A 20,576-nucleotide genomic window follows, 5' to 3' on the forward strand; every position below is an offset into this window, starting at 1 on the left:
CGCATGGCCACTGCTGTTCCGATCGCGCTCCTCGCCGTCGGAGGAATCGCAGCAGTGGCCATCGTCGTTTTCGTGCTCCGGCTGCTGCCGCGCACCGCTTTCGTGGTGTGGGCCTGCGTGCTCTTCTTCGTGCCGCTCTGGGTCGGTGTGAACGTGGGCTTCTACTGGGCGGCGATCACTCTGCTCACGGCTCTGATGATCATCGTCAACTGGTCGGTGGTACCGCTGCGTGCTGCGGATGCCTGGGTCGTGGCGTTCGTCATCGTCATCGTGGGGCTGTACAGCTTCGGCACGGTCGACCTCGCATCGCTCGTCGCCGCACTGCTCGAATGGGTGATCCCGTACCTCTGGGGTCGCGTCGTGCTCGCACGGATCGGTGCGGAGTGGGTCACGTCGACGATCGCCGTGGTCGCGATCGTCGCGGCGGTCCTCGGCATCGTCGAGTTCTTCACCTCGTTCAACCCGTTCGTCCTGATCCCCGGATCAGGCGTCGTCTACGACACGTGGAGCCCGCTCCAAGAGCGGGGCGGCGTGCTGAGGGTCGAGGGAGCCTTCGGGCACTCGATCGCCCTCGGCGCCGCACTGGCGATGTCGTCGGCGTTCGTCGTGGCGACCAAGTGGCGGCTGATCCCGAAGATCGGCGGAGTGGTGATCCTCGCGGTGGCGACCGTGCTGACCTTCAGTCGTGCCGGTCAACTCACCCTCGTGCTGACGCTCGTGCTCTCCACCTTCCTGATCGTCGGGGTGTCCAGGAAGTTCCGGATCTCCGTCGTCGTCGCCGGTGTCATCGGCACCGCCATCGCGATCCCGATCATCGACTCGGTCTTCGGGGCGGCAGGGGAGGAAGCCGGTGGCAGCGCGGACTATCGCACCGATCTGCTCGTCCTCCTCCAGCAGGTGCAGCTGTTCGGCAACCCCGGCGACTGGCACTCGCTCGTGTCGGGCGACTACTACCTCGGCTACTTCGCACGTTCCGTCGACAACGCGCTCGTCCTCACGCTGCTCCGGTACGGCTATGTGCCGACCCTTCTGATCATGGCGGCCCTCGTCTGCGCGGCGATCATGACCGTGCGACGCTCCACCCGGAGCCCGGCGTCGATCGCCGTCGTCGGTCAGCTGCCGAGCCTGGTGGTCGTCGCGCTCATCACGCAGTACAGCATGTTCCTCTGGTTCTGCGTGGGGCTCGCGATCACGTGGGCTCGTGACGCCGACATGCTGCGCGGAGCGCGTGAAGTGCCTTCGGAGTTGCGGCAGGGATCAGCCGATCCGTTCGCGCCTGCAGCAGGGCGCAGAGCAGTGCCTGGACAATCATGAAGTCGTCGAAGAGAACACTCCTCTAGAATCGAAGTCTCAGGGGGGAATGGGGAGTCATGGGCGAGAGCCGGGTGAGTCTGCGCGTCATCGCCAGCTCGTTGCGCAAGTTCTGGTGGATGGTCGTGCTCTTCGGGGTCGTCGGAGCCGCAGGTTCCTACGGTTACGCCTCTCTGCAGACTCCGCTCTTCCAGGCGACGACCTCGCTGTACTTCGCTCTCAACCAGGGCACCAGCGCATCCGACCTCAATCAAGGCTCGGTGTACACGCAGAGCCAGATGCTCTCCTTCGCGCAGCTCGCGACGAGTTCGCGGGTGCTCGATCCCGTCATCGAGGAGCTCGGTCTCGACACGACGCCGCGTGCTCTCGCGCGCGACATCGAGGTCACGATCCCGCAGAGCACCGTGACACTGCGCATCACGGGGATCACCGATGATGCGAAGGCGGCCGCCGAGCTGGCTGACGCCGTGGCTGAACAGCTCATCATCGTGGTCAAGGACGTGGCGCCCAAAGACCCGCAGGGCGAGTCCACGATCACCGCGCAGGTGATCGATGACGCCGTCGTGCCCGAGTTCCAGTTCACACCGAGCAAGCCTCGGGATGCCCTTCTCGGAGGCTTCCTCGGTGCCGTCCTCGGACTCGCCATCGCGGCGTTGATCGGTGTGCTCGACACCCGCATGCGCACCGAGGAGACGCTGACCGAGGCGGGTGGCGATCCTGTGCTGGGCGTCGTCTCGAAGTCTCCGCTGCTGGCCATGCGAGGCATCGCCGTCGCCCAGGAGCCACTGGGCCACACCTCGGAGGAGTTCCGTCGCATCCGCTCGGCGCTCGCCTACGCGAACGTCTCCTCGCGGGTGAAGGTGCTGTTGGTGACGTCGGGCATGCCCTCCGAGGGCAAGTCGACCGTCTCGGTGAATCTGGCCATGACCCTCGCCGGGCTGCGCAACTCCGTGCTGCTCATCGACGCCGACATGCGGCGGCCGCGGGCTCACGAGCACGCCGGCATCGACGGCTCGATCGGGCTGACGAGCGTGCTGCTCGACGAGGTCGAGTTCGAGGTCGCCAAGCACAGCGTGGCCGACAGCACGCTCGACATCCTGCCCGCGGGCACCGTCCCTCCGAACCCCGCAGAGCTGCTCACTTCCGCGCGCATGGCGCAGCTGCTCGACTTCGCCGCGGCGGAGTACGACTACGTGGTGATCGACTCTCCTCCGATCCTCAGCGTGGCCGATGCGAACCTCTTCGCAACCCAGACAGACGGCGTGATCCTCGTCGTCGACGCGACGAAGACTCGTCGTGCCGCGCTCGCGAAGAGCATCAAGTCGCTCGAGTCGGGTGGCGCGCGCATCCTCGGCACGGTGCTCAACCGCGCCCGCCCGGATCGGCATCGCAGCGAGTACTACAGCGACTGAGGCGTCGTCGGGCCAGGCTCGGAAGACGCAGCAGCGCAGCATATCGGTGAGACGCTGTGTCCGTTTGTCTTTGCCCGGGTAGCCGGGTATTCTTCATGAGTTGCGAGGGGGACTCGCTCTTTGCTGCCGGGGTTTAAACTGCGGCGGAGATGCGGGGTGATCATGAATCTGCCCCAGAAGACGGTGACATCGTGTCCACTCCGTTCCTCGATCTCGCATCACGTGAGACCTCCACTCCGCCTCACCGACACCCTCGAAGGGTTCTCGCCGGCGCACTGAGCGCTGTCCTGGCGGTCACCGCCGCGCTGACTGCCGTTCCCGCGTCGGCGCTCGCAGACGACGCCGTGCCCCTCTCCCCGCGTGCGGCGTCCACCGACACCCCGGTCATCGACGACGACATGGATCGCACGGTCGGCTCGGGATGGGGTTCGTCTCCTGAGGGCGCATGGCGTGTGGTGGAAGGTACGGCGAGCGTGTCGGGCGAACAGGCCCAGCTCGCCAGCCGCAAGCCGGGAATCACCGCCAGAGCCACTCTCGACGGCGTCGCTGCGGGCGACGTGGACAGCCGCTTCTCGCTGACGGTGCCCGAGCTTCCCGTCGGAGGGCCGCTCTACCTCTCTCAAGCGGTTCGGGTCTCCGGCGCCGACTCCTATGGTGTGCGCGTGCGCGTTCATCCCGACGGCTCGGCATATGTCTCGATCGTGCGGCTCTCCGACCTCATGCGTGTGCAGCACCTCAGCGAGCGCAAGCTGCCCCTCACGGTGACGAGCGGCACGACCATGACGGTCGCGCTCAGCGTCACCGGTGCGAGTCCTGTCGAGCTGGGCGCCAAGGCCTGGGAGTCGAGCGCTGCCGAGCCGAGCGACTGGCAGGTGACGTACACCGACGATTCCGACGCCCGCATCCAGGCCGCAGGCGGCTACGCGTTCGCGCTCTACACGTCCTCAGGGGCCCGCACCGCTGTGCCGGTCGGCATCGACGACGTCACCGTCACCACGCCCGCGCTCACGACCGAGCCGTCGCCGGAGCCGACGACGGAGCCGTCGCCCGAGCCGACGACTGAGCCGTCGCCCGAGCCCACGACCGAGCCGTCGCCCGAGCCCACGACCGAGCCGTCGCCCGAGCCCACGACCGAGCCCACGACCGAGCCGTCGCCCGAGCCGACTCCGACTCCGACTCCGACGCCCACCCCGACCCCGACGCCCACCCCGACGCCGACTCCCACGCCGACGCCGACTCCGACTCCGACGCCGACGCCCACGCCGGTGCCCCCGGTGACGGAGCCGGTACCCCCGGTCACGCCGGAGGGCGTGCGTGGGGAACCCGGTGCCAAGGCCCCGGGGACGCTCTCCTATGACGCCCCTGCAACGGCCGTCTACGTCGCTCCCGCAGGATTCGATGGAGCGTCGGGGACCAAGAACTCACCCGTCAAGACGATCGCTGCCGCGCTGCGGGTCGTCCCGAACGGCGGCACGATCGTCCTTCGCGGCGGGACCTACCACGAGGAGATCGTGGTGCCTGCGCAGAAGCGGGTCACCATCCAACCCGCACCCAACGAGTCGGTGTGGCTCGACGGTGCGAAGCCGGTCACCGGCTGGAAGGCCTCGGGAAGCGCGTGGGTCGTCGATGGCTGGAGCACGGCTCTCGACGCGAGCCCGACGTACACCAAGGGCGCTCCGGACAACACGGCGGCGGACTGGCGGTTCGTCGACCCGGCCCACCCGATGGCCGCGCACCCCGACCAGATCTGGGTCGCGGGCGTGCAGCTGCGCGAGGTGGCCTCCGCATCGCAGGTCGAAGAAGGCACATTCTTCGTCGACGACTCCGCCAAGCGTCTGGTGATCGGCACGAACCCGACGGGCAAGTCGGTCGAGGCGAGCGTGCTCACGCAGGCTCTCTCGATCCGCTCGGCGGGCTCCGAGGTCAGGGGAATCGGAGTGCGCCGGTACGCCACCAGCGTTCCGCAGATGGGCACCGTGGTCGCAGCCGCCCCGAACGTCTCGCTCACCGACGTGACGATTCGCGACAACTCGACCACGGGCTTCTACTCCTGGGCGCCGGCGACCACGCTCACGCGCGTCTCGCTGATCGGCAACGGCCTGCTCGGCGGAGGTGCGTCGCAGGCGGACGGACTCACGGTGACGCAGATGCTCTCGGTCGGCAACAACGCCGAGCACTTCAACCATTCGCCGGTGTCAGGAGCCTTCAAGGTCACGCGCACCCGCGGGGTGACGGTGAAGGACAGCGCGTTCACCGGCAATGACGGGCGCGGCCCGTGGTTCGACGAGTCCGTGCTCGACGTCGCGTTCACCGGCAACGACGTGATCGGCAACACCGGCCACGGCGTCATGGTCGAACTCTCGGAGCGGGCCGTAATCGCCGACAACGTCATCGCCCGCAACGGCGAGTTCGGTCTGTTCGTGCTCAACTCCGGCAACGTGAAGATCTGGAACAACACGTTCGTCGGCAACGGCAACCGCAACATCAGCATCGGGATGGACTCCCGCCGTGCCTCCGACCCGAACACCCCGGGGCACGACCCGCGGACCCGGTACGCGCCACAGGCCTCGTGGATCGTGCGCAACGTGGTGATGTCGAACAACGTCATCGCCGAGAGCGCCGGCAACTGCTTGGTCTGCGTGCAGGACTTCTCGCTGCAGTACACCGGATCCCAGATGGTGTCGAGCGTCGAGGGCAACCTCTACCACCGCACGTCGCCGGGGACCCCCAGGTGGTTCTCCGCGTGGTCGAAGGGCTCGGTCTCGAGAGACCCTGCGGTGACCGACACGCTCGCCGCGTTCACGGCGGCGACGGGCCAGGATCGGCGCTCGCAGTTCGTCGAGGGCGCGCCGGTGGTCGACGGCGGCTATGCGCTGCTGCCCGCGTACGCGGCCGCACAGGGATCCGTGGCGGTTCCGGTGCCGTCTGATATCGCCTCAGTATCGCGACTCCCCGGCAACGGCGCGACGCTGGGGGCCCTGCCCCGGTGACGATGTAAGTATGGGCTCTCTTCTCGCTGTCGGCGCGCGTGCGCTGACGATGGTCATCGCGCTGGTCTGCGGCGTCCTCACGACCCGGATGATCATCGGCGGTGCCGGCGTCGACAGCTTCGCCCTGTACACGCTTCTGACGACCATCCCGTCGCTGCTGACCTTCACCGACCTCGGCAGCGGGGCGGTGCTGGTCAACGCCGTCGCGACGAGCGAGAACGTGCGCACGGATGAGAAGCTGCGTTACCAGCTCACGTCGGTCGGGCGCGTGCTGCTCATGTTCGCGGCCACGGCGATGGCGATCAACACCATCCTGGTGCTCACCGGGGCCTGGGAGCTGGTGTTCGGCGAGGCAGGAGGACGCCCCGGCGCCTCGCTGGCCGCGTTCTACTGCGTGACGATCTTCTGCCTGGGCATCCCTCTCGGCGTCTGGGCGCGGATCATGCTGGGACAGCGCCGCAATCACATCGTGATCCTCCTCCAAGGGCTGATCTCTCCGCTGACCATGACCGGTGTCTGGCTGATGCTCACGTTCGGCGGCGAGAACCTGCACTCCTTCGTGGCCATCGCGTCCTTCGCGGCATCCTTCCTCGTCTCGGTGCTCGGAATCCTCATCACGGCGCGCACCACCTCGCCCCTGATCCCCTCGGCCGCGCGGATGGTCCTGCGACCCCGGCGGTATCCGGGAGTCCGGGTGATGGATGTCGGCTGGCCGATGCTCGCGCAGATGGTCACCTATCCGATCGCGGTCGGCTCCCAGCGGTACGTGATCGCTCAGCTGGGCGGCCCCACCGACGTCGCCGAGTACGGTGTGGCCGGGCAGGTCTTCTTCGCCCTCAACGGCCTGGTGATGGCGGGCGGACTCGCGCTCTGGCCCCATTTCGCGAAGAGCAGGCACGATGGCGACCTCCGGCGGGGGCCGTTCCTGCTGTCGGCGCTGTTCGCCGTCGCCATCGGGCTCGCCACGGTGATGGTGTGGCTCGTCGGTCCGTGGCTGTTCGGGTTCATCACGCAGGGCGAGCTGACCGTGCGTCCCAGTACGATCTTCGCCTTCGGCCTGATGATCATGATGACCGCGGCGGTGTATCCGCTGGGCATGTTCATCATGGACAAGCCGGGCATCCGCTTCCAGGTGATCCCCACCCTCAGCATGGCCGCCGTGGGGATCACGCTCTCTTTCGTGCTGACGCCCGTGCTGGGAATCGCGGGACCGCTGATCGGCGTCGCCTTCGCGCTCGTCGTCTGCCAGCTGATCCCGTTCTCGATCTACATCGTCCGGAACAAGAAGCGCCTGACCGTCGGAGACCTAGAGCAGGTCTAGCCGCGCGGTGCGCGACCGTGGCAACCGTGCCGGATGGGTGGGGGAGTCAGCCCCGCATGCGGGGCGTCAGCCCAGCAGGTGCGTGGTGATGCTCGAGCGGTACACCTCGGGCGCGTGACGGCGGAGGGCCTCGCCACGGCTGTCTGCGACGGTCGACACCATCTCGTCCCAGCGGGTGTCGATGTCGGTCAGAGCGGACGCGATCGCAGCGGAGTCGCCGGCGGTGACGAGCTGCGCGGTGCCGTAGCCGCCTGCCGCTTCCCGGAGACCGCTGCTGTCGCTGGCGATCACCGGACGCAGCGCGAGGATTCCCTCGACGGCGGTGTTCCCGAAAGGCTCATCGATGCGCGAAGGCACGAGCAGCACATCCGTCTTCTCGAGGAACGGCCAGATGTCGGTGTGGAATCCGGCGAAGTCGACGGAGACCCCGGCTTCTGCGGCCTGCGCGCGCAGATCGCGCTCGAACCACTCATACCCCTCGAAGACTGCGCCCAGGAGGGTCACATCCACAGGGCGCCCGGCGGAGTGCAGCCGGGCTGCGGCCTCGATCACGAGGTCGGGTCCCTTGCGGGGGGAGAGTCGTCCGATATACAGCACACGGAGCGGTCCCTCGGTGCGAGGACGGGGAGAAGTCGGCTGCGCAGGAGAGGCGACACCGTTGTAGACCACGTGCGACCGACGCGCGAGGGCAGGAAGCGCGGTTCGGATCGTATCCAGGCTGAAGCGACTGTTCACCAGCGTGCGGTGGGAGGCCAGGTGAGGGGAGTAGAGGATGCGGTTGACGAGTCGGTTGCCCGATGCCTCGGCCTCGTGGACGTGGCTCACCGACCGGATACCCCGCAGCCGCGCGATCAGCGGCCATTCGGGGATGATGATCGTCGACACGTAGACGACGTCGGGGCGCACTCGTCCGATCAGGCGCCACGCGGCACCCAGGCCGCGGAAAGTGTCGCGGAACAGCTTCGGCAGGCCCCGTGGCGTCAGCAGGACCTTGCGCAGCACGAGCATCGACACGATGACGACCTCGGCGCCGGCGCTGCGGAGTTCGTTCACGAGCAGTCCGGTACTCGGGAGGGCCACGACCACGCGTGCGCCCGCCTCGACGAGGCCGATCGCGCTCTCGAGCAGCATGCGATCGGAGCCGAACAGCTCGGCGCCGGGATGCACGAGCAGAACGGTGTGCTTCTTCCTCTCGCCGCTCATCACGCCCCCGATCCGGCAGGCGCGGGGACCCAGTCTGTCGACCGGCGACGTGCCCGTCGAGCGGAGGGGTGGATCGTCGCGCGTTCGGCTATGCGATGGGCGAGTGCTTCGTATTCGTCGGCGACGTCGTCCCAGCGGAACCGGGTGCGCGCGATCTCCTGCACGGCCGTGGCGCGGGCCTCGGTCGATGTCGGGTCGGCCTCTGCCGACACCACGTGCTTGGCGACGTCGGCAGCATCGGAGAAGAACCAACCGTTGCCGTCGAGCACCTCCCGGTTGAAGGGGACGTCGAAGCCGATGACGGCGGTGCCGGCACCCATCGCGCGAAGGAGCGACGGGTTGGTTCCGCCGACGGAGTGGCCGTGCACGTACGTGAGTGCATTCGCATAGAGCGCGTCGAGCAGCTCCTGGTCGTACACGCCGCCGACGAGCCGGATCCGTTCGTCACCATCGGCCACGCGTTCGATCTCTTGGGTGTATCCCGCGCTGTACGGTGCGGAGCCGACCACCACGAGAGGCAACTTCGCGTCGCTGTCGCGGTAGCCCTCCACGATCTCGAGCACATGGTTCTCCGGCTCGAACCGGGCCACCACGAGGTGGTATCCGCCCGATTCCAGCCCCATCTCGGCGACTCCGCGCTCGGGCAGCTGATCGAGGATGGGGGCGCCGTAGCGGATGAGCTCGGTGGGCACATCGAACTGGTGCCGGTAGTAGTCGGCGATTCCCGGCGCGTCGGCGATGAGAGCATCGGCGGTGCGCACCCCGAACTGCTCGGCCCAGCGGTAGTAGGCCTTGCCGCGCGGTCCCCACTTCGAGCGTCGCCATTCGAGCCCGTCCATGTGCAGGGCGACGGGTGCTCGGCGCATCCGGAGCAGGGGCAGGAACGGCGAGTTGGCGGCGTTGAAGACGAAGGTCGCGTCGGGCCGGCGTCGGAATATGAGGTGCAGGGCCGACAGCCCCGTGTGGCTCAGCGTCTCGATCTGCTTGACGGGGACCGCGGGAAGGTGGACGACCCGCATTCCGAGGTACTCCTTCTCACGCCGCTCGGAACCACGGGTGTACACGACGACGTCGTGACCGCGGTCCGCGAGCCGGCGCCCGACCTCTTCGATGGCGGTCTCGAAACCGCCGTATGCCGCGGGCACTCCTCGGGTCCCCACCATCGCGATGGTGAGGCGGTTCGAATTGCTCATCCGATCAGTATGCCCCGCTGGGCTGCACCATGACTTTGGCGGTACGCCACATGATCTGCAGGTCGTTCATCACGGACCAGTTCTCGACGTATCGCAGGTCGAGGCGCACGCTCTCGTCCCAGGAGAGGTCGCTTCGTCCGGAGACCTGCCACAGGCCGGTGATCCCGGGCTTGATGTACAGGCGACGGAAGACGGTGCCGTCGTAGGCGGTGACTTCGCTCGGCAGCGGCGGTCGAGGACCGACCACGCTCATGTCGCCGATGAGCACGTTCCAGAACTGCGGCAGCTCGTCGAGTGAGAGCTTGCGCAGCACCTTGCCGACACGGGTGACGCGAGGGTCGTCCTTCATCTTGAAGAGGAGACCTGCGCCCTCGTTCTGCTCCTTGAGCATGGCGAGCTGCTTCTCGGCGTCCGTCTTCATCGAACGGAACTTGACCATCTTGAAGCGGCGGCCGTCACGGCCGACGCGCTCCTGGAAGAAGAAGACGGGACCGGGCGAGTCCATCTTGATGAGCAGCGCGAGGACAGGCGCCAGCAGGCCGATCGGGATCAGCGCGAGCGTGGCGACGGCGACGTCCAGTGCCCGCTTCAGCAGGTGCTGTCCGCCTTCGTAGGTCGGGATCTGCACCTGGATCAGCGGCAGGCCCTCGACGGGTGCGAAGGAGATGCGCGGACCCGCGACGTCGGTGAGTCGGCTGGAGAGCACGAGCTCGGCAGCGGTTCCCTCGAGCTGCCAGCTCAGCTGCTTGACGAACTCCGGCTCGCCTTCGGGGCGGCTCGCCACGATGATCGTGTCGGCGCCGACCTCGGCCGCGACCGACGACACGGAGTTCACGTTCCCCAGAACCGGGAACCTCGTGTCGTCGATCACGATGTCGCGCGCATTGCCGTCGAGGAGCGTCGCGCCGACCACCTGGTACCCGGATGCGCCGATCGGGTGCAGCGTGCGGACCACATACTCCACGTCGTCCCTGTTGCCGACGACGAGGGTGCGGGAGGCGAATCTCCCCTGGGCGCGCTGCTTCTGCAGCCAGTGGCGCCACAGCCACCTGGTCACCAGAAGCGTCAGCACACCGACGGGCAGCCCCAGCAGCAGCGTCAGTTGCATCGACTTCCATGCGAGCAGGACCGCCACGATGGCGATGATCCCGAAGGCGAGTCCGGTGGCGTGCGCGACGCCGCGGTACTCGGTGGCGCTGGCGCGGAACAACGCGGCGTCCCGCGTGTGCAGCGCGCTGAGCATGAGGTACCACAGCGCGGCGAGCGGGATGCCGTTGCGTAGGACCTCGGGCACGGAGACGCCGGTGGCCAGCTCGACCGCTGCCGTCAGACCCATCGCGAACAGGATGACAGCCGCATCCGTCGTCCGCAGCCGCATCCGATAGCGACGCTCCCACTGACGGCGCCGTTCCAGAGTCGCCGAAGGGCGCGGTGTGACCACCGTGCGCGTCACCGACTTGGTGGCTCGCGGAGCTGCGACCGGCACGAAGCCGGTACGAGCGATGCTCAGGGCATCCTCGACCGAAGTCATGCCGAAGCCTCATGAGCCGTGAATGTACGCAAAAAAACCCAGTGCGACATGTGATTCCCCAGTTTCCCCAGACCATGAACCCCACGTTCACGGCTTTCGTCTGCGTCCCGACCCCTCGGGTCCTGCTGAAACTCCCCGTGATTCCCACATCACGGAGTGCGTTCTCATCGTCCCAAACGATGATCGCTGACAGCAGGCACTGCAGACCTTGACCACTGTAGCGGAACATCGCCGCCACGGGAAGGTAAATCTGATGAATGGATGAAAGAAGGTTGCGAGGAGCCCTTGAGCCGGGGCTATTCTGTCGCGGTGACCGTGAATACAGACACTGCGCGCTTCCAGCTTCGACCGATGCTGCCACGCGACCCTTCTCAGCCGCACCGCACCGCGAGCCCGCTCGAGCTCTTCTTCGATCTGGTCTTCGTCGTTGCCGTGAGCATCGCCTCCGCACAGCTGCACCATGCGCTCAGCGAGGGGCACTTCCTGCACGGCATCACCTCCTACGCGATGCTGTTCTTCGCGATCTGGTGGGCCTGGATGAACTTCACCTGGTTCGCCACCTCGTTCGACACGGACGACTGGCTCTATCGGGTCACGACGTTCGTGCAGATGGGTGGGGTCCTCGTCTTGGCTGCGGGCATCCCCGGGGCCTTCAACGAGGGGGACTTCACCCTCCCCGTCCTCGGCTATGTCGTCATGCGCGTCGCGATGGTGACGCAGTGGTTGCGGGCATCACGGTCGGCAGGCCCCCTGCGGTCGGCCACGCGTCGGTACGCTCTCGGCATCGCCGCAGTCCAGGTGCTGTGGATCCTGTTTCTGCTGATCCCGGTGGGCCCGCTGCAGATCGTCGCGTTCGTGCTCTTCGTGCTGGCCGAGATCAGCGTCCCGGTGTTCGCCGAGTACCGCAGGCAGACTCCGTGGCATCCACACCACATCACCGAGCGCTACGGGCTGTTCACGCTCATCGTGCTCGGAGAGAGCCTGCTCGCCTCCGCCAACGCGATCATCGACGCCCTCGACAAGGTCGAGAGCCTCGGGCCGCTGATCGCCATCTCGGTGCTCACCCTCGTGGTCACGGCGTCGCTGTGGTGGATCTACTTCTGGCCGCCGCACCAGCGCGCCATCACGAGCTTCGGACGCTCGCTCCGCTACGGCTACACGCACTACTTCGTGTTCGGGGCGGCCGCCGCCTTCTCCGCCGGGATCGAGGTGGAGCTCGACGTCCTGACCGGGAAGAGCCACCTGTCGAGCATCGCGGCATCACTCACCGTCACGATCCCGATCGCGATCTTCCTCCTCGCCATCTGGTGGATCGCCATCCGTGAGAACGCCGACCGTGTCGTGAACACGGTGGTGCCCTCAGGTGCGGTGCTGGTGCTGCTCGATCCGGTCCTGCCGATCCCGGTCACGCTCACCGCCCTGGTGCTCGTCGGCATCGTGGTCGTGCTGGTGCTCCGCCCCCCGGTCGCGCCCTCGCGCATAGACAAGGCATAGATCGGGCAAAGTCTCCTGATCGGAAGCTCCGCGACGCTGAGGACACGCAACAGTCCGTCGAGGAGGAGACAGATCATGAGTATTCCGGAACCCACCCAGACCCCCGATGGTCCCGCGTACGAGGGGCGCCTGCTCGATCGTCGCGATGAGGAGATCGTCGATCAGGGGGCCGCCTTCGATATCCGCACGCTGGTGACCAGGCGCGGTGTGCTCGGACTCGCGGGTGTGGGTCTTGGCGCCGTCGTGCTCGCGGCCTGCGCGCCGCCGGCGTCGGTCGGGTCGGCGAGCCCGACGCCGACGACGTCGGGGCCCTCAGGAGACGATGCCGTGAGCGTCGGCGAGATCCCCGACGAGACGGCAGGGCCCTACCCGGGAGACGGATCGAACGGTCCCGATGTGCTCGAGGACTCGGGGATCGTTCGACAGGACATCCGCTCGTCGATCGACGGCGGTGCGACCGCCGAAGGTGTTCCGCTCACGTTCGCGTTGCAGGTGATCGATCTCGCGAGTGGGGGAGTCCCCTTCGCGGGCGTCGCGGTGTACGCGTGGCACTGCACGGCGCAGGGCGAGTACTCGATGTACTCCTCCGGGCTGGAGGATGTCACCTACCTGCGCGGTGTGCAGGTCGCCGATGCCGATGGCAGAGTGTCGTTCACCTCGGTGTTCCCCGGGTGCTACTCGGGGCGCTGGCCGCACATCCACTTCGAGGTGTACCCGGATGTGGGCGCGATCACCGACTCGAGCGCGGCCATCGCGACGTCGCAACTGGCCCTTCCCGAGGCGGCCTGCGCGGCCGTCTACGCAGAGGCTGCGTATGACGGCTCCGCGAGGAATCTCTCGCAGATCACGCTCGCGAGCGACAACGTCTTCGGTGACGACTCCGGTGTCCTGCAGGTGGCCGCCGTCACCGGAAGCGTGCAGGGCGGGTACTCGGCCACGCTCGCGGTCGGCGTCGACACGGCGACCACCCCGGCTGCGGGCGGGGGCCAGGGCGGGTCGGGCGGCGGGGGTCGGCCGCCGTCGAGCTGAGCCGAAACCGTGGATGGGGGGCCGGGTGGGCCGGTCTGCTATGCTTATCGAGCAGCGTGTGTGCATCGCCCCTCTCGGCCGCCACGTCGCCACTGATCAGGGCCATTACGGACCGCGCACATCGATGCGTGCGGAATCCGCCCTCGGTCTCACATCTTGCGGAGCGCCACGCGTGTCCGCCACACAGCAATGAGCATGACCATGAGCACCACCACCTTTCCCCCGTCCGATCCGTTGACCTGGAAGCAGGCCGACACAGATGTGCACGTCGCGACGCGCGGCGGCGAATTCGCCGGCTTCGTCGAGTTCGACGGCAGCGCGCACCTGGTGCGCGACAACCACGGCGCCGAGCTCGGCGTCTTCGACTCGCTCGATGACGCCTTCCGTGCGCTCGAAGACGCGAACCAGCCTTCCCGACGTGGGCCCGTCTTTCCGTCGATGCTGCCTCGGGCCTGGCGTCGCCGCACCCGCCGCGCCCGCGCCTGAAATCAGCGATTCACGCACAACGAGCGTGGTCCGTCAAGGGGTGCGGATGTATTCCCGAAGGCGCATGTGGGCGGGGCTACTGTGAGGTAAGCGTTGGGCATCTGCCTTGGGCTTCCACAGCTCGAGGGCTCCGAACGTCAGGAGAAGATCATCTCCATCACACAGATCGAACCGACCGCGGCAACGCTGGGCCCGATTCGTCAGACTTACTCCGGCAATGCGGACTTCCCGCCCATGGCCCAGGCGTACAAGCAGGTGTCGCAGGTGGTCAAGGAGACCGGCCTGCTTCAGCGCACCCAGTGGTTCTACATCTTCGTGGCCGCAGGCATCGCGGTGGCCCTCGGCGGCCTCGTCACCGGCTTCATCCTGCTCGGCGACAGCTGGTTCCAGCTGCTGATCGCTGCGGGGCTCGGCATCGTCCTGACGCAGATCGCGTTCCTCGGGCATGAGGCCGCGCACCGCCAGATCCTGAGCACGGGGCCTGCGAACTTCAAGCTCGCGCGCATCGTGATCGCCAGCATCGGCATGAGCTACTCGTGGTGGGACTCGAAGCACACCAAGCACCACGGAAACCCGAACCAGGTCGGCAAGGACCCCGACATCGAGGTCGACACGATCTCGTTCCTCGAGGAGGACGCCGCCAAGGCGAAGGGCCTGATCAAGCTGATCACCCGCAAGCAGGGTTGGCTCTTCTTCCCGCTCCTCACCCTCGAGGGGCTGAACCTCCACTTCCTCGGCCTGAAGTACCTCATGACGACGAAGAACGTCAAGGGACGCTGGACCGAGCTCAGCATCATCGCGCTCCGGTTCGCCCTCATCCTGGTGCCCGTGTTCATGATGCTCCCCCTCGGTATGGCTTTCGCCTTCATGGGGGTGCAGTTCGCGGTCTTCGGCGTCTACATGGGAGCCGCGTTCGCGCCGAACCACAAGGGGATGCCGATCATCGAGCCCGGCGCCCGTCTCGACTTCTTCACCAAGCAGGTGCGCACCTCCCGCAACATCAGCGGTGGATGGTGGACGACCTGGCTCATGGGCGGCCTCAACTACCAGGTGGAGCACCACCTCTTCCCGAGCATGCCGCGACCGCACCTCGCCAAGGCGCGGGAGATCGTACGCGACTACTGCGCGGCGAACGACGTGCCCTACACGGAGACCAGCCTCGGTCGGTCCTACATGATCGTCATCGAGTACCTGAACCGGGTCGGACTCTCCGCCGGAGCAGATCCCTTCGACTGCCCGGCAGTCGCGCAGTTCGGCCGGGGGTAGCCACCAGACATCACCGGGCCTGATCAGTCCGGGAACGACAGAGGCGCGAGCAGGAATCCCTGCTCGCGCCTCTGTCGTTCGTGGGTCTACTTGGAGGACTTCTTCTTGGTCTCCACCACGTCGATCGTGATCTTCTCGAGCGGGCGGTCGTCGTCGAGCTCGTCCTCGAGCACCTCGTCGCCGAGGAAGGTCTCCTCCGGAACCTCGTCGGCGATGACCGTCGCGGGCGCGGGCGCTGCGGGCGCGTCCGCTCCGGTGATCTCCGTGGGTAGCGAGTCGTCGGAGAAGATCCCGTCGGGACGGATCAGCTCGCGCACCTCGGCCATGAAGCTCGTCAGCTGCTGCTGCTGCCACCGCAGCTGACGGGTGCGGTCCTCGGCGTCGTGCAGCACCGCAGTGGTGTGGCCGGTGACCGAGTCGACGATCTTCTGGGCCTTGGCGCGAGCGCGCTCGAGCGTCTCACGAGCGCGGACCTGAGCTTCGGCCTCGATCGCCTGCGCCTGCGAGCGGGTCAGGCGCTCGTAGTCCTCGGCGCGTGCCGAGATGCGCTGGGCGTGCTCGAGCGATGCCGTGACCTGCTCGTTCGCGTCGTTGGTGATCCGCTCCGCGTGAGCGACGGCCTGGTTGTGCAGCACGAGGAACTCCTGCTGCGCGTCGTCCTGGCGGCGGGTGAGGGTCTCCTCGAACTCCAGCACACGGGCGTTCATGTCGCGCACATCGCGCTCGGCATCGGCACGCAGCTGGGTCGTCTCGCGGGTGACGAGCGAGCGCAGCGCGGCCGCGCCCTTCTCAGCTTCGGTACGGATCGCCGTGGCCTCCTGTGCGGCCTGGTTCACCTTCTCCGCGGCGTGCGCGGCTTCGCGCTCGATGCGTGCCTCGTGCGCCGTGTACTCGGTGTCCATCTTCAGGCGCACCTGATCGGCGTCACGCTGCGCCTGGGCGGTGATCCGCTCGGCGTCGGCCTCGGCCTCAGCGCGCTGCGCGGTCACTTCCTCACGGGCAGAGGTCATCAGACGGTCGGCCTGCACAGCCGCGTTCTGGATGAGCACGTTCGCCTGCTCCTCGGCGACCCGCAGGATCGCCTCGAACTGCTGGCGCGACGGAGCCTCTTCGCCGTCCGGCTGCGGAGCGTCGACGAGTTCGGAGGTGAGGGTGGCGACCTGCTGCTCGGCGTCGGACACCTTCGCGTTCGCGGCCGTCAGTTCGCTCTCGAGAGCTTCGCGAGCCTTGCGCTCTTCTTCCCGCACCGCCTCGACGGCTTCCTCTTCGCGGGCCTGGGCCTCGGCGACCTCTGCGGCGGCCTGCTTGAGCTGGTTGCGGAGAGTCGAGAGCGCCGCGTCGACCTCGGCCTTGTCGTAGCCGCGGAAGCCGACGGTGAACGCACCCTGCTGCTCGCGGGGCGCGGTCTCGATCAGCTGGTCGAAGAAGTCCGGCGAGCGCTCGCCGTCGCGGTCGGAGGTACCGGGAGATTCGCTCATGGGTTTCTTGCCTTTCTGGCGGGGCCACACCGGGAGCGGCGGCTCCATCCCGACAGTCGGGACGGTGTGGACCGGAGGAGGTCGTCAGGGCGCACGCCACCACCGTGACCCGGCGGAGGACCGGCGGGCAGGGCGCGCCCTACAGCCTAGTTGCGTCTGCTGAATGTTTCGCCTTCGTCTTCCTGCTCCGCCGGCGCTACGGTCGAGGGCGCTCGATGCGCCGGGTGGTCAGGCCTCGTTCACCCAGCGCGCGTTCCTGTCGTCGAGAGGCTCGCCGCGCACGTATCGCACGGGTTCTCCTGGGGCGACCGCGACCTCGCGGACCTCCGCTGCGGCGGCGATGCGCGAACGCAGATCGGTCCACAGCTGCACGGTCTGCGGAAAACCGAAGTACTCGCGGAAGGTCTCGATCTGCATCCGGGTTCCGTCTGCGACGGGAACGAGCCGGGCGACCGTGTCATCGGGCTCGACGAACCGGATGCCGTAGGCGCCGTCGCTGCGGATGACGTACTCGCGCTCCTTCGTCGCCATCGCCGATGCCACGATCTCGCGAGCGCGGGGTTCCGCGGCCTGGATCACCACTGTGGTGCCGAGTTCGGTGAGCGCGGCGTCGAGCTGGTCAGAGGCGAACTTCTGGCCGGCTCGGGCACCGGCCTCCGAGGCTCCGCGGCCCAGGCGGCTCTTCAGGATCGGACCGCCGATGATCAACGCGAGGATCGGCAGGCCGAGGAGAAGGTACGCAGCAGCATCCACGGGCACAGCGTATCCGGACACCTGACGTGCCCCTCGCGCAGGGCGCGTCAGACGGAGGTCATCAGATGGTCGAGCACCAGCTCGCCCGACGCGTTGAGAGCCTGCATCATCTCCGCGATCAGTCGAGGATCGATCGGTGGCTGCTCGGCGGCGTCGTACCCGAACTGCAGGGGGATCGCCGGGTGGATCCAGACGGTGGCGCGCTTGTCCACGCCGTCGGTGACGGGGCGCCAGGTCATCATGAAACTCTCCTGGCGGCGGAGCTTCGTCGAGATGACGATCTTCAGATGCGCCAGCGTCGCGTCTTCGATGAGGATCGGATCCGAGGTCCCGTCGTAGCGCAGTCTGCCCATGAGAGAACGCTACACCGCGCGCGTTCTGCCTCTTCTGCGGCCCGTGCGCAACCCCCTCTGCGAAGGGCCATCGGATCGATACCGTCGCAGCATGACGACAGTGGAATGACAACGAGGAGGGCGGGGTGCAGACGATGGCGCGTACGCGGATTGCGCTCAACGAATCAGAGTTCTTCCTGGCGCAGGGCCAGGACGTCGCGGAGCTGAGAGGCCGGATGGAAGGAACGATGCGCGCGGGCGGTGGGTTCGTCGAATTCGTCGTGGTGGGCAATCGCGCGGTGAGCGTACTGATCACCGCGGCGACGCAGGTCGTGATCTCCGTCGAGACGGTGGAGTACGACGCGCGCGACACCGGGGACAGTGCCGTGCCGTACGGCGGGGAGTACGACCTGCTGTGATCGCGGGCCGTGGGCTCCCGAGACGGATGTGCGGGAGCCTCGGCCGCGCTCTGCGGCGCAGCGCGGCGCACTGCTACGGTGACGACGGTGGGCATCGCGCCCCTGGGGCCGTCGAACAAGAGGAACTTCGAGATGAAGGGTCCGTCCCGTCTGCGTCTTGGTCGTATCGGGATCGCCACCGCGCTCGCGGTCGTGATCGGTGCGCTGGTGCCGTCATTGTCGGCGAGCATCTCGGCGACCGCGGCCACCGATGGGCAGATGGTGTATCCGGCCTCGGGCAACATCCAATCGAAGGTCGGCGACGGCTGCCGTGGCAACTATCGGGCGCATGAGGGTATCGACATCTCCGCCGCCGGTGGCACGCCGATCCTCGCCGCGTACAGCGGCGTGATCAAGTCGCGGACGGTGAACAGCGGCTACGGCAACTACACCGATGTCGAGCATCCGGGCGGTTACGTCACCCGGTACGCGCACATGGCTTCGCCGGGAACCTACGCTCCCGGCACCCGGGTGGAGCGTGGACAGCAGATCGGAATCGTGGGCAACACGGGGAACTCGCCGGCGTACCACCTGCACTTCGAGGTCCGGCGGAACGGCGCCGTGTACACCGGGATCAACGATGGCTTCGTGTGCCTGACGAACGTCGCGCGCGGAGGGACGATCCCCCTGACGTTCCCCGGACTGCGCACGGAGTCCGGCCCTCCGATCCCGCCCGCTGACTTCACCGGCGACGGCAGGTCCGACCTGCTGCTGGTGGCGGGCAACGGCGATCTGCGCCTGCGGGCAGGAACGGGTTCCGGAGGCTTCCAGGCTCCGACGACCCTGGTCAGTGGCTGGGCCGGCGACCGTCGGCACCTCACGCGCGCCGACCTCAACGGCGACGGACGAGGGGACGTCCTCGCAGCCAGGACGGATGGTGTGCTCGAGTTCTCTGCCGGCAACGGTGCCGGAGGGGTGGCGGCGCCGGTGGGCATCGGTGCCGGCTGGTACGACATGCTGCACGTCACCTCCGGTGCCGACTACACCGGCGACGGGAAGCAGGACGTGGTGGGTGTCTCGCCGGGCGGTGTCCTCGTCATCTACCCCGGGAACGGTGCCGGCGGCCTCGGGGGAACGCCCAAGACCGTCGGCGGCGGCTGGCACGGCTTCCACTTCCTCGTCGGCGGCGACTTCAACAATGACGGGTGGGGGGATCTCATGGCGATGAGCGACAACGGCACCCTCTACTTCTACCCGCGGGTCTCGGGCGGGGCCTCGCCGCCGGTCGTCGTCGGAAGCGGATGGCTGGAGTTCACCGCGGCGACGGGAGGGGCCGACTACGACGGCGATGGGCGAGCCGATCTGCTGGTGCGCACGGCGGCGGGCGAGCTCTTCTTCTATCCGGGCAACGGCGACGGCGGATTCGGCGCGCGGAGGCTCGTCAGCGCCGACTGGGCCGATCACCTCGCCATCGAGTAGTCGACGGCATGCCCGCCGCGTCCAAGAGCGCGGCGTAGGGTGGGCGCATGGCCGAGCCGACGTTCGAGGAGATCGCGGCGGGGTTGTGCTCCGGGCCTCCGGAAGAGTTCGTATCCTCGCGAAAGGCGCGCGCGGAGGAGGCCGGGCAGGCTGCACTCGCGTCGCGGATCATGGCTCTGCGCAAGCCCTCGATCGCGGCGTGGGTGGTGAACGTGTTCGCCCAGGAGCGGGCCGGGCAGCTGGCAGAAGCCTTGGCGTTGGCTCGGGAACTTCGTGAGGCGCAGGACGACCTGGATGCCGCGGCACTGGCGAAACTCGGCCGTGAACGGCGTCTGCTGACGAGGAAGCTCGCTCAGGCCGCGGGAGAGCTGGCCGCGTCGCGGGGCGAGCGTGTCACACCGTCGACGCTCGAGGCGGTCGAGCAGAGCATCTCCGCCGCCTTCTTCGACACGGTGGCGGCGTCTGCCGTCGCGTCAGGGCGGCTGGTGCGCGCCCTCGCGCCCTCGGCGACGGCGACCGATGTGCGCGACGCCGTCGCGGGCGAGCTGCCCGAGCTGGAGCCGCTCTCAGCGCCCGCGGTGGACGAACTGCGAGAGCGAAGGGCCCGCCGCGATGCGGAGCGCGCGATCGCCACGGCCGAGAAGGAACAGGCGTCGGCCGAGCGCGAGCTCGCCGAACGTGATGCGGCGCTGAGGGAGCTGCGTGCCCGGAAAGACGAGCTCAGCGCGCGTGTTTCGGAACTCGAGGCCCAGCTCTCCCGGACCCGCGCCGATCTGACCAGGGCAGAGCGCGACCTTCCGGAGGCGGAGCAGCGCCGGGTGGACGCGACGATGAGGGCGGATGCTGCGGCCAATGCCCTCGACGCGGCACGGAAGGCGAAAGACGCGCTCTGAACGGCGC

General features: G+C 67.8%; 17 protein-coding genes. 11 read left to right on the forward strand and 6 right to left on the reverse strand.

The window, feature by feature from the left end; genetic code table 11:
* Positions 1-3: 3 nt before the first annotated feature.
* From ASD13_RS12590 to ASD13_RS12605, 4 genes are all read left to right on the forward strand, one after another.
* On the forward strand, positions 4-1,314 hold the full coding sequence (locus tag ASD13_RS12590) for a hypothetical protein (RefSeq protein WP_055869688.1): 1,311 nt from the start codon (positions 4-6) through the stop codon (positions 1,312-1,314).
* A 56-nt stretch (positions 1,315-1,370) separates the two neighbouring features.
* Positions 1,371-2,723, forward strand: coding sequence for a polysaccharide biosynthesis tyrosine autokinase (locus ASD13_RS12595; RefSeq protein WP_017831458.1), 1,353 nt, complete (start codon positions 1,371-1,373; stop codon positions 2,721-2,723).
* Positions 2,724-2,914: 191 nt separating this feature from the next.
* A complete protein-coding gene (locus ASD13_RS17405) occupies positions 2,915-5,713 on the forward strand; it encodes a right-handed parallel beta-helix repeat-containing protein (protein WP_055869691.1) in 2,799 nt (932 codons plus the stop codon).
* Between the two features lie 10 nt (positions 5,714-5,723).
* On the forward strand, positions 5,724-7,034 hold the full coding sequence (locus ASD13_RS12605) for a lipopolysaccharide biosynthesis protein (protein ID WP_055869694.1): 1,311 nt from the start codon (positions 5,724-5,726) through the stop codon (positions 7,032-7,034).
* Positions 7,035-7,100: 66 nt separating this feature from the next.
* Here ASD13_RS12605 and ASD13_RS12610 read toward each other — a convergent pair whose 3' ends face one another.
* Genes ASD13_RS12610 through ASD13_RS12620 form a run of 3 tightly spaced genes read right to left on the reverse strand, consistent with a single transcriptional unit; the run spans position 7,101 to position 10,961 of the window.
* Entirely contained in the window at positions 7,101-8,237 is a 1,137-nt protein-coding gene (locus tag ASD13_RS12610; RefSeq protein ID WP_055869697.1) for a glycosyltransferase, read from the reverse strand.
* Positions 8,237-9,430: a glycosyltransferase gene (locus tag ASD13_RS12615; protein WP_055869699.1), complete on the reverse strand. Its 1,194-nt coding sequence runs from the start codon at positions 9,428-9,430 to the stop codon at positions 8,237-8,239. Before ASD13_RS12615 ends, ASD13_RS12610 begins: the two co-directional genes overlap by 1 nt.
* 4 nt (positions 9,431-9,434) lie before the next feature.
* Complete coding sequence (locus tag ASD13_RS12620; protein WP_055869702.1) at positions 9,435-10,961, reverse strand: sugar transferase; 1,527 nt, start codon at positions 10,959-10,961, stop codon at positions 9,435-9,437.
* Between the two features lie 351 nt (positions 10,962-11,312).
* Here ASD13_RS12620 and ASD13_RS12625 point away from each other — a divergent pair, with 351 nt between their 5' ends.
* The 4 genes from ASD13_RS12625 (at position 11,313) to ASD13_RS12640 (ending at position 15,236) form a co-directional block, all read left to right on the forward strand.
* Positions 11,313-12,455: a low temperature requirement protein A gene (locus ASD13_RS12625; RefSeq protein WP_055869706.1), complete on the forward strand. Its 1,143-nt coding sequence runs from the start codon at positions 11,313-11,315 to the stop codon at positions 12,453-12,455.
* Between the two features lie 75 nt (positions 12,456-12,530).
* Positions 12,531-13,484: a dioxygenase family protein gene (locus ASD13_RS12630; RefSeq protein ID WP_055869709.1), complete on the forward strand. Its 954-nt coding sequence runs from the start codon at positions 12,531-12,533 to the stop codon at positions 13,482-13,484.
* A 201-nt stretch (positions 13,485-13,685) separates the two neighbouring features.
* Positions 13,686-13,970, forward strand: coding sequence for a hypothetical protein (locus ASD13_RS12635; RefSeq protein WP_151486879.1), 285 nt, complete (start codon positions 13,686-13,688; stop codon positions 13,968-13,970).
* 147 nt (positions 13,971-14,117) lie between these two features.
* On the forward strand, positions 14,118-15,236 hold the full coding sequence (locus ASD13_RS12640; RefSeq protein ID WP_200942491.1) for a fatty acid desaturase family protein: 1,119 nt from the start codon (positions 14,118-14,120) through the stop codon (positions 15,234-15,236).
* An 86-nt stretch (positions 15,237-15,322) separates the two neighbouring features.
* On the opposite strand, the gene ASD13_RS12645 is transcribed toward ASD13_RS12640, so the two are convergent.
* The 3 genes from ASD13_RS12645 to ASD13_RS12655 all read right to left on the reverse strand — a co-directional run bounded on the left by ASD13_RS12645 (position 15,323) and on the right by ASD13_RS12655 (position 17,820).
* The gene (locus tag ASD13_RS12645; protein WP_055869715.1) at positions 15,323-16,714 is read right to left on the reverse strand and encodes a hypothetical protein; all 1,392 of its coding nucleotides are present in this window, start codon (positions 16,712-16,714) and stop codon (positions 15,323-15,325) included.
* 228 nt (positions 16,715-16,942) lie between these two features.
* Positions 16,943-17,467 carry a hypothetical protein gene (locus ASD13_RS12650; protein ID WP_235562585.1) on the reverse strand — a complete coding sequence of 175 codons (525 nt, stop codon included), beginning with the start codon at positions 17,465-17,467 and terminating at the stop codon, positions 16,943-16,945.
* Positions 17,468-17,514: 47 nt separating this feature from the next.
* Positions 17,515-17,820: a DUF7882 family protein gene (locus ASD13_RS12655; RefSeq protein WP_017831470.1), complete on the reverse strand. Its 306-nt coding sequence runs from the start codon at positions 17,818-17,820 to the stop codon at positions 17,515-17,517.
* 134 nt (positions 17,821-17,954) lie between these two features.
* Here ASD13_RS12655 and ASD13_RS12660 point away from each other — a divergent pair, with 134 nt between their 5' ends.
* The 3 genes from ASD13_RS12660 (at position 17,955) to ASD13_RS12670 (ending at position 20,569) form a co-directional block, all read left to right on the forward strand.
* Entirely contained in the window at positions 17,955-18,218 is a 264-nt protein-coding gene (locus tag ASD13_RS12660; protein WP_235562622.1) for a hypothetical protein, read from the forward strand.
* A gap of 132 nt (positions 18,219-18,350) precedes the next feature.
* Positions 18,351-19,676: a VCBS repeat domain-containing M23 family metallopeptidase gene (locus ASD13_RS12665; protein ID WP_051056645.1), complete on the forward strand. Its 1,326-nt coding sequence runs from the start codon at positions 18,351-18,353 to the stop codon at positions 19,674-19,676.
* A gap of 47 nt (positions 19,677-19,723) precedes the next feature.
* Positions 19,724-20,569, forward strand: coding sequence for a hypothetical protein (locus ASD13_RS12670; RefSeq protein WP_055869723.1), 846 nt, complete (start codon positions 19,724-19,726; stop codon positions 20,567-20,569).
* The last annotated feature ends 7 nt before the right edge of the window (positions 20,570-20,576 follow it).

This window comes from Microbacterium sp. Root1433D1, assembly GCF_001426835.1.
GTDB lineage: Bacteria > Actinomycetota > Actinomycetes > Actinomycetales > Microbacteriaceae > Microbacterium > Microbacterium maritypicum.

Coding starts and splice junctions, on each gene's coding strand:
- ASD13_RS12590 (WP_055869688.1), top strand. CDS start 4: ATGGCCACTGCTGTTCCGATCGCGCTCCTCGCCGTCGGAGGAATCGCA.
- ASD13_RS12595 (WP_017831458.1), top strand. CDS start 1,371: ATGGGCGAGAGCCGGGTGAGTCTGCGCGTCATCGCCAGCTCGTTGCGC.
- ASD13_RS12605 (WP_055869694.1), top strand. CDS start 5,724: ATGGGCTCTCTTCTCGCTGTCGGCGCGCGTGCGCTGACGATGGTCATC.
- ASD13_RS12610 (WP_055869697.1), bottom strand. CDS start 8,237: ATGAGCGGCGAGAGGAAGAAGCACACCGTTCTGCTCGTGCATCCCGGC.
- ASD13_RS12615 (WP_055869699.1), bottom strand. CDS start 9,430: ATGAGCAATTCGAACCGCCTCACCATCGCGATGGTGGGGACCCGAGGA.
- ASD13_RS12620 (WP_055869702.1), bottom strand. CDS start 10,961: ATGACTTCGGTCGAGGATGCCCTGAGCATCGCTCGTACCGGCTTCGTG.
- ASD13_RS12625 (WP_055869706.1), top strand. CDS start 11,313: ATGCTGCCACGCGACCCTTCTCAGCCGCACCGCACCGCGAGCCCGCTC.
- ASD13_RS12630 (WP_055869709.1), top strand. CDS start 12,531: ATGAGTATTCCGGAACCCACCCAGACCCCCGATGGTCCCGCGTACGAG.
- ASD13_RS12635 (WP_151486879.1), top strand. CDS start 13,686: ATGAGCACCACCACCTTTCCCCCGTCCGATCCGTTGACCTGGAAGCAG.
- ASD13_RS12645 (WP_055869715.1), bottom strand. CDS start 16,714: ATGAGCGAATCTCCCGGTACCTCCGACCGCGACGGCGAGCGCTCGCCG.
- ASD13_RS12655 (WP_017831470.1), bottom strand. CDS start 17,820: ATGGGCAGACTGCGCTACGACGGGACCTCGGATCCGATCCTCATCGAA.
- ASD13_RS12660 (WP_235562622.1), top strand. CDS start 17,955: ATGGCGCGTACGCGGATTGCGCTCAACGAATCAGAGTTCTTCCTGGCG.
- ASD13_RS12665 (WP_051056645.1), top strand. CDS start 18,351: ATGAAGGGTCCGTCCCGTCTGCGTCTTGGTCGTATCGGGATCGCCACC.
- ASD13_RS12670 (WP_055869723.1), top strand. CDS start 19,724: ATGGCCGAGCCGACGTTCGAGGAGATCGCGGCGGGGTTGTGCTCCGGG.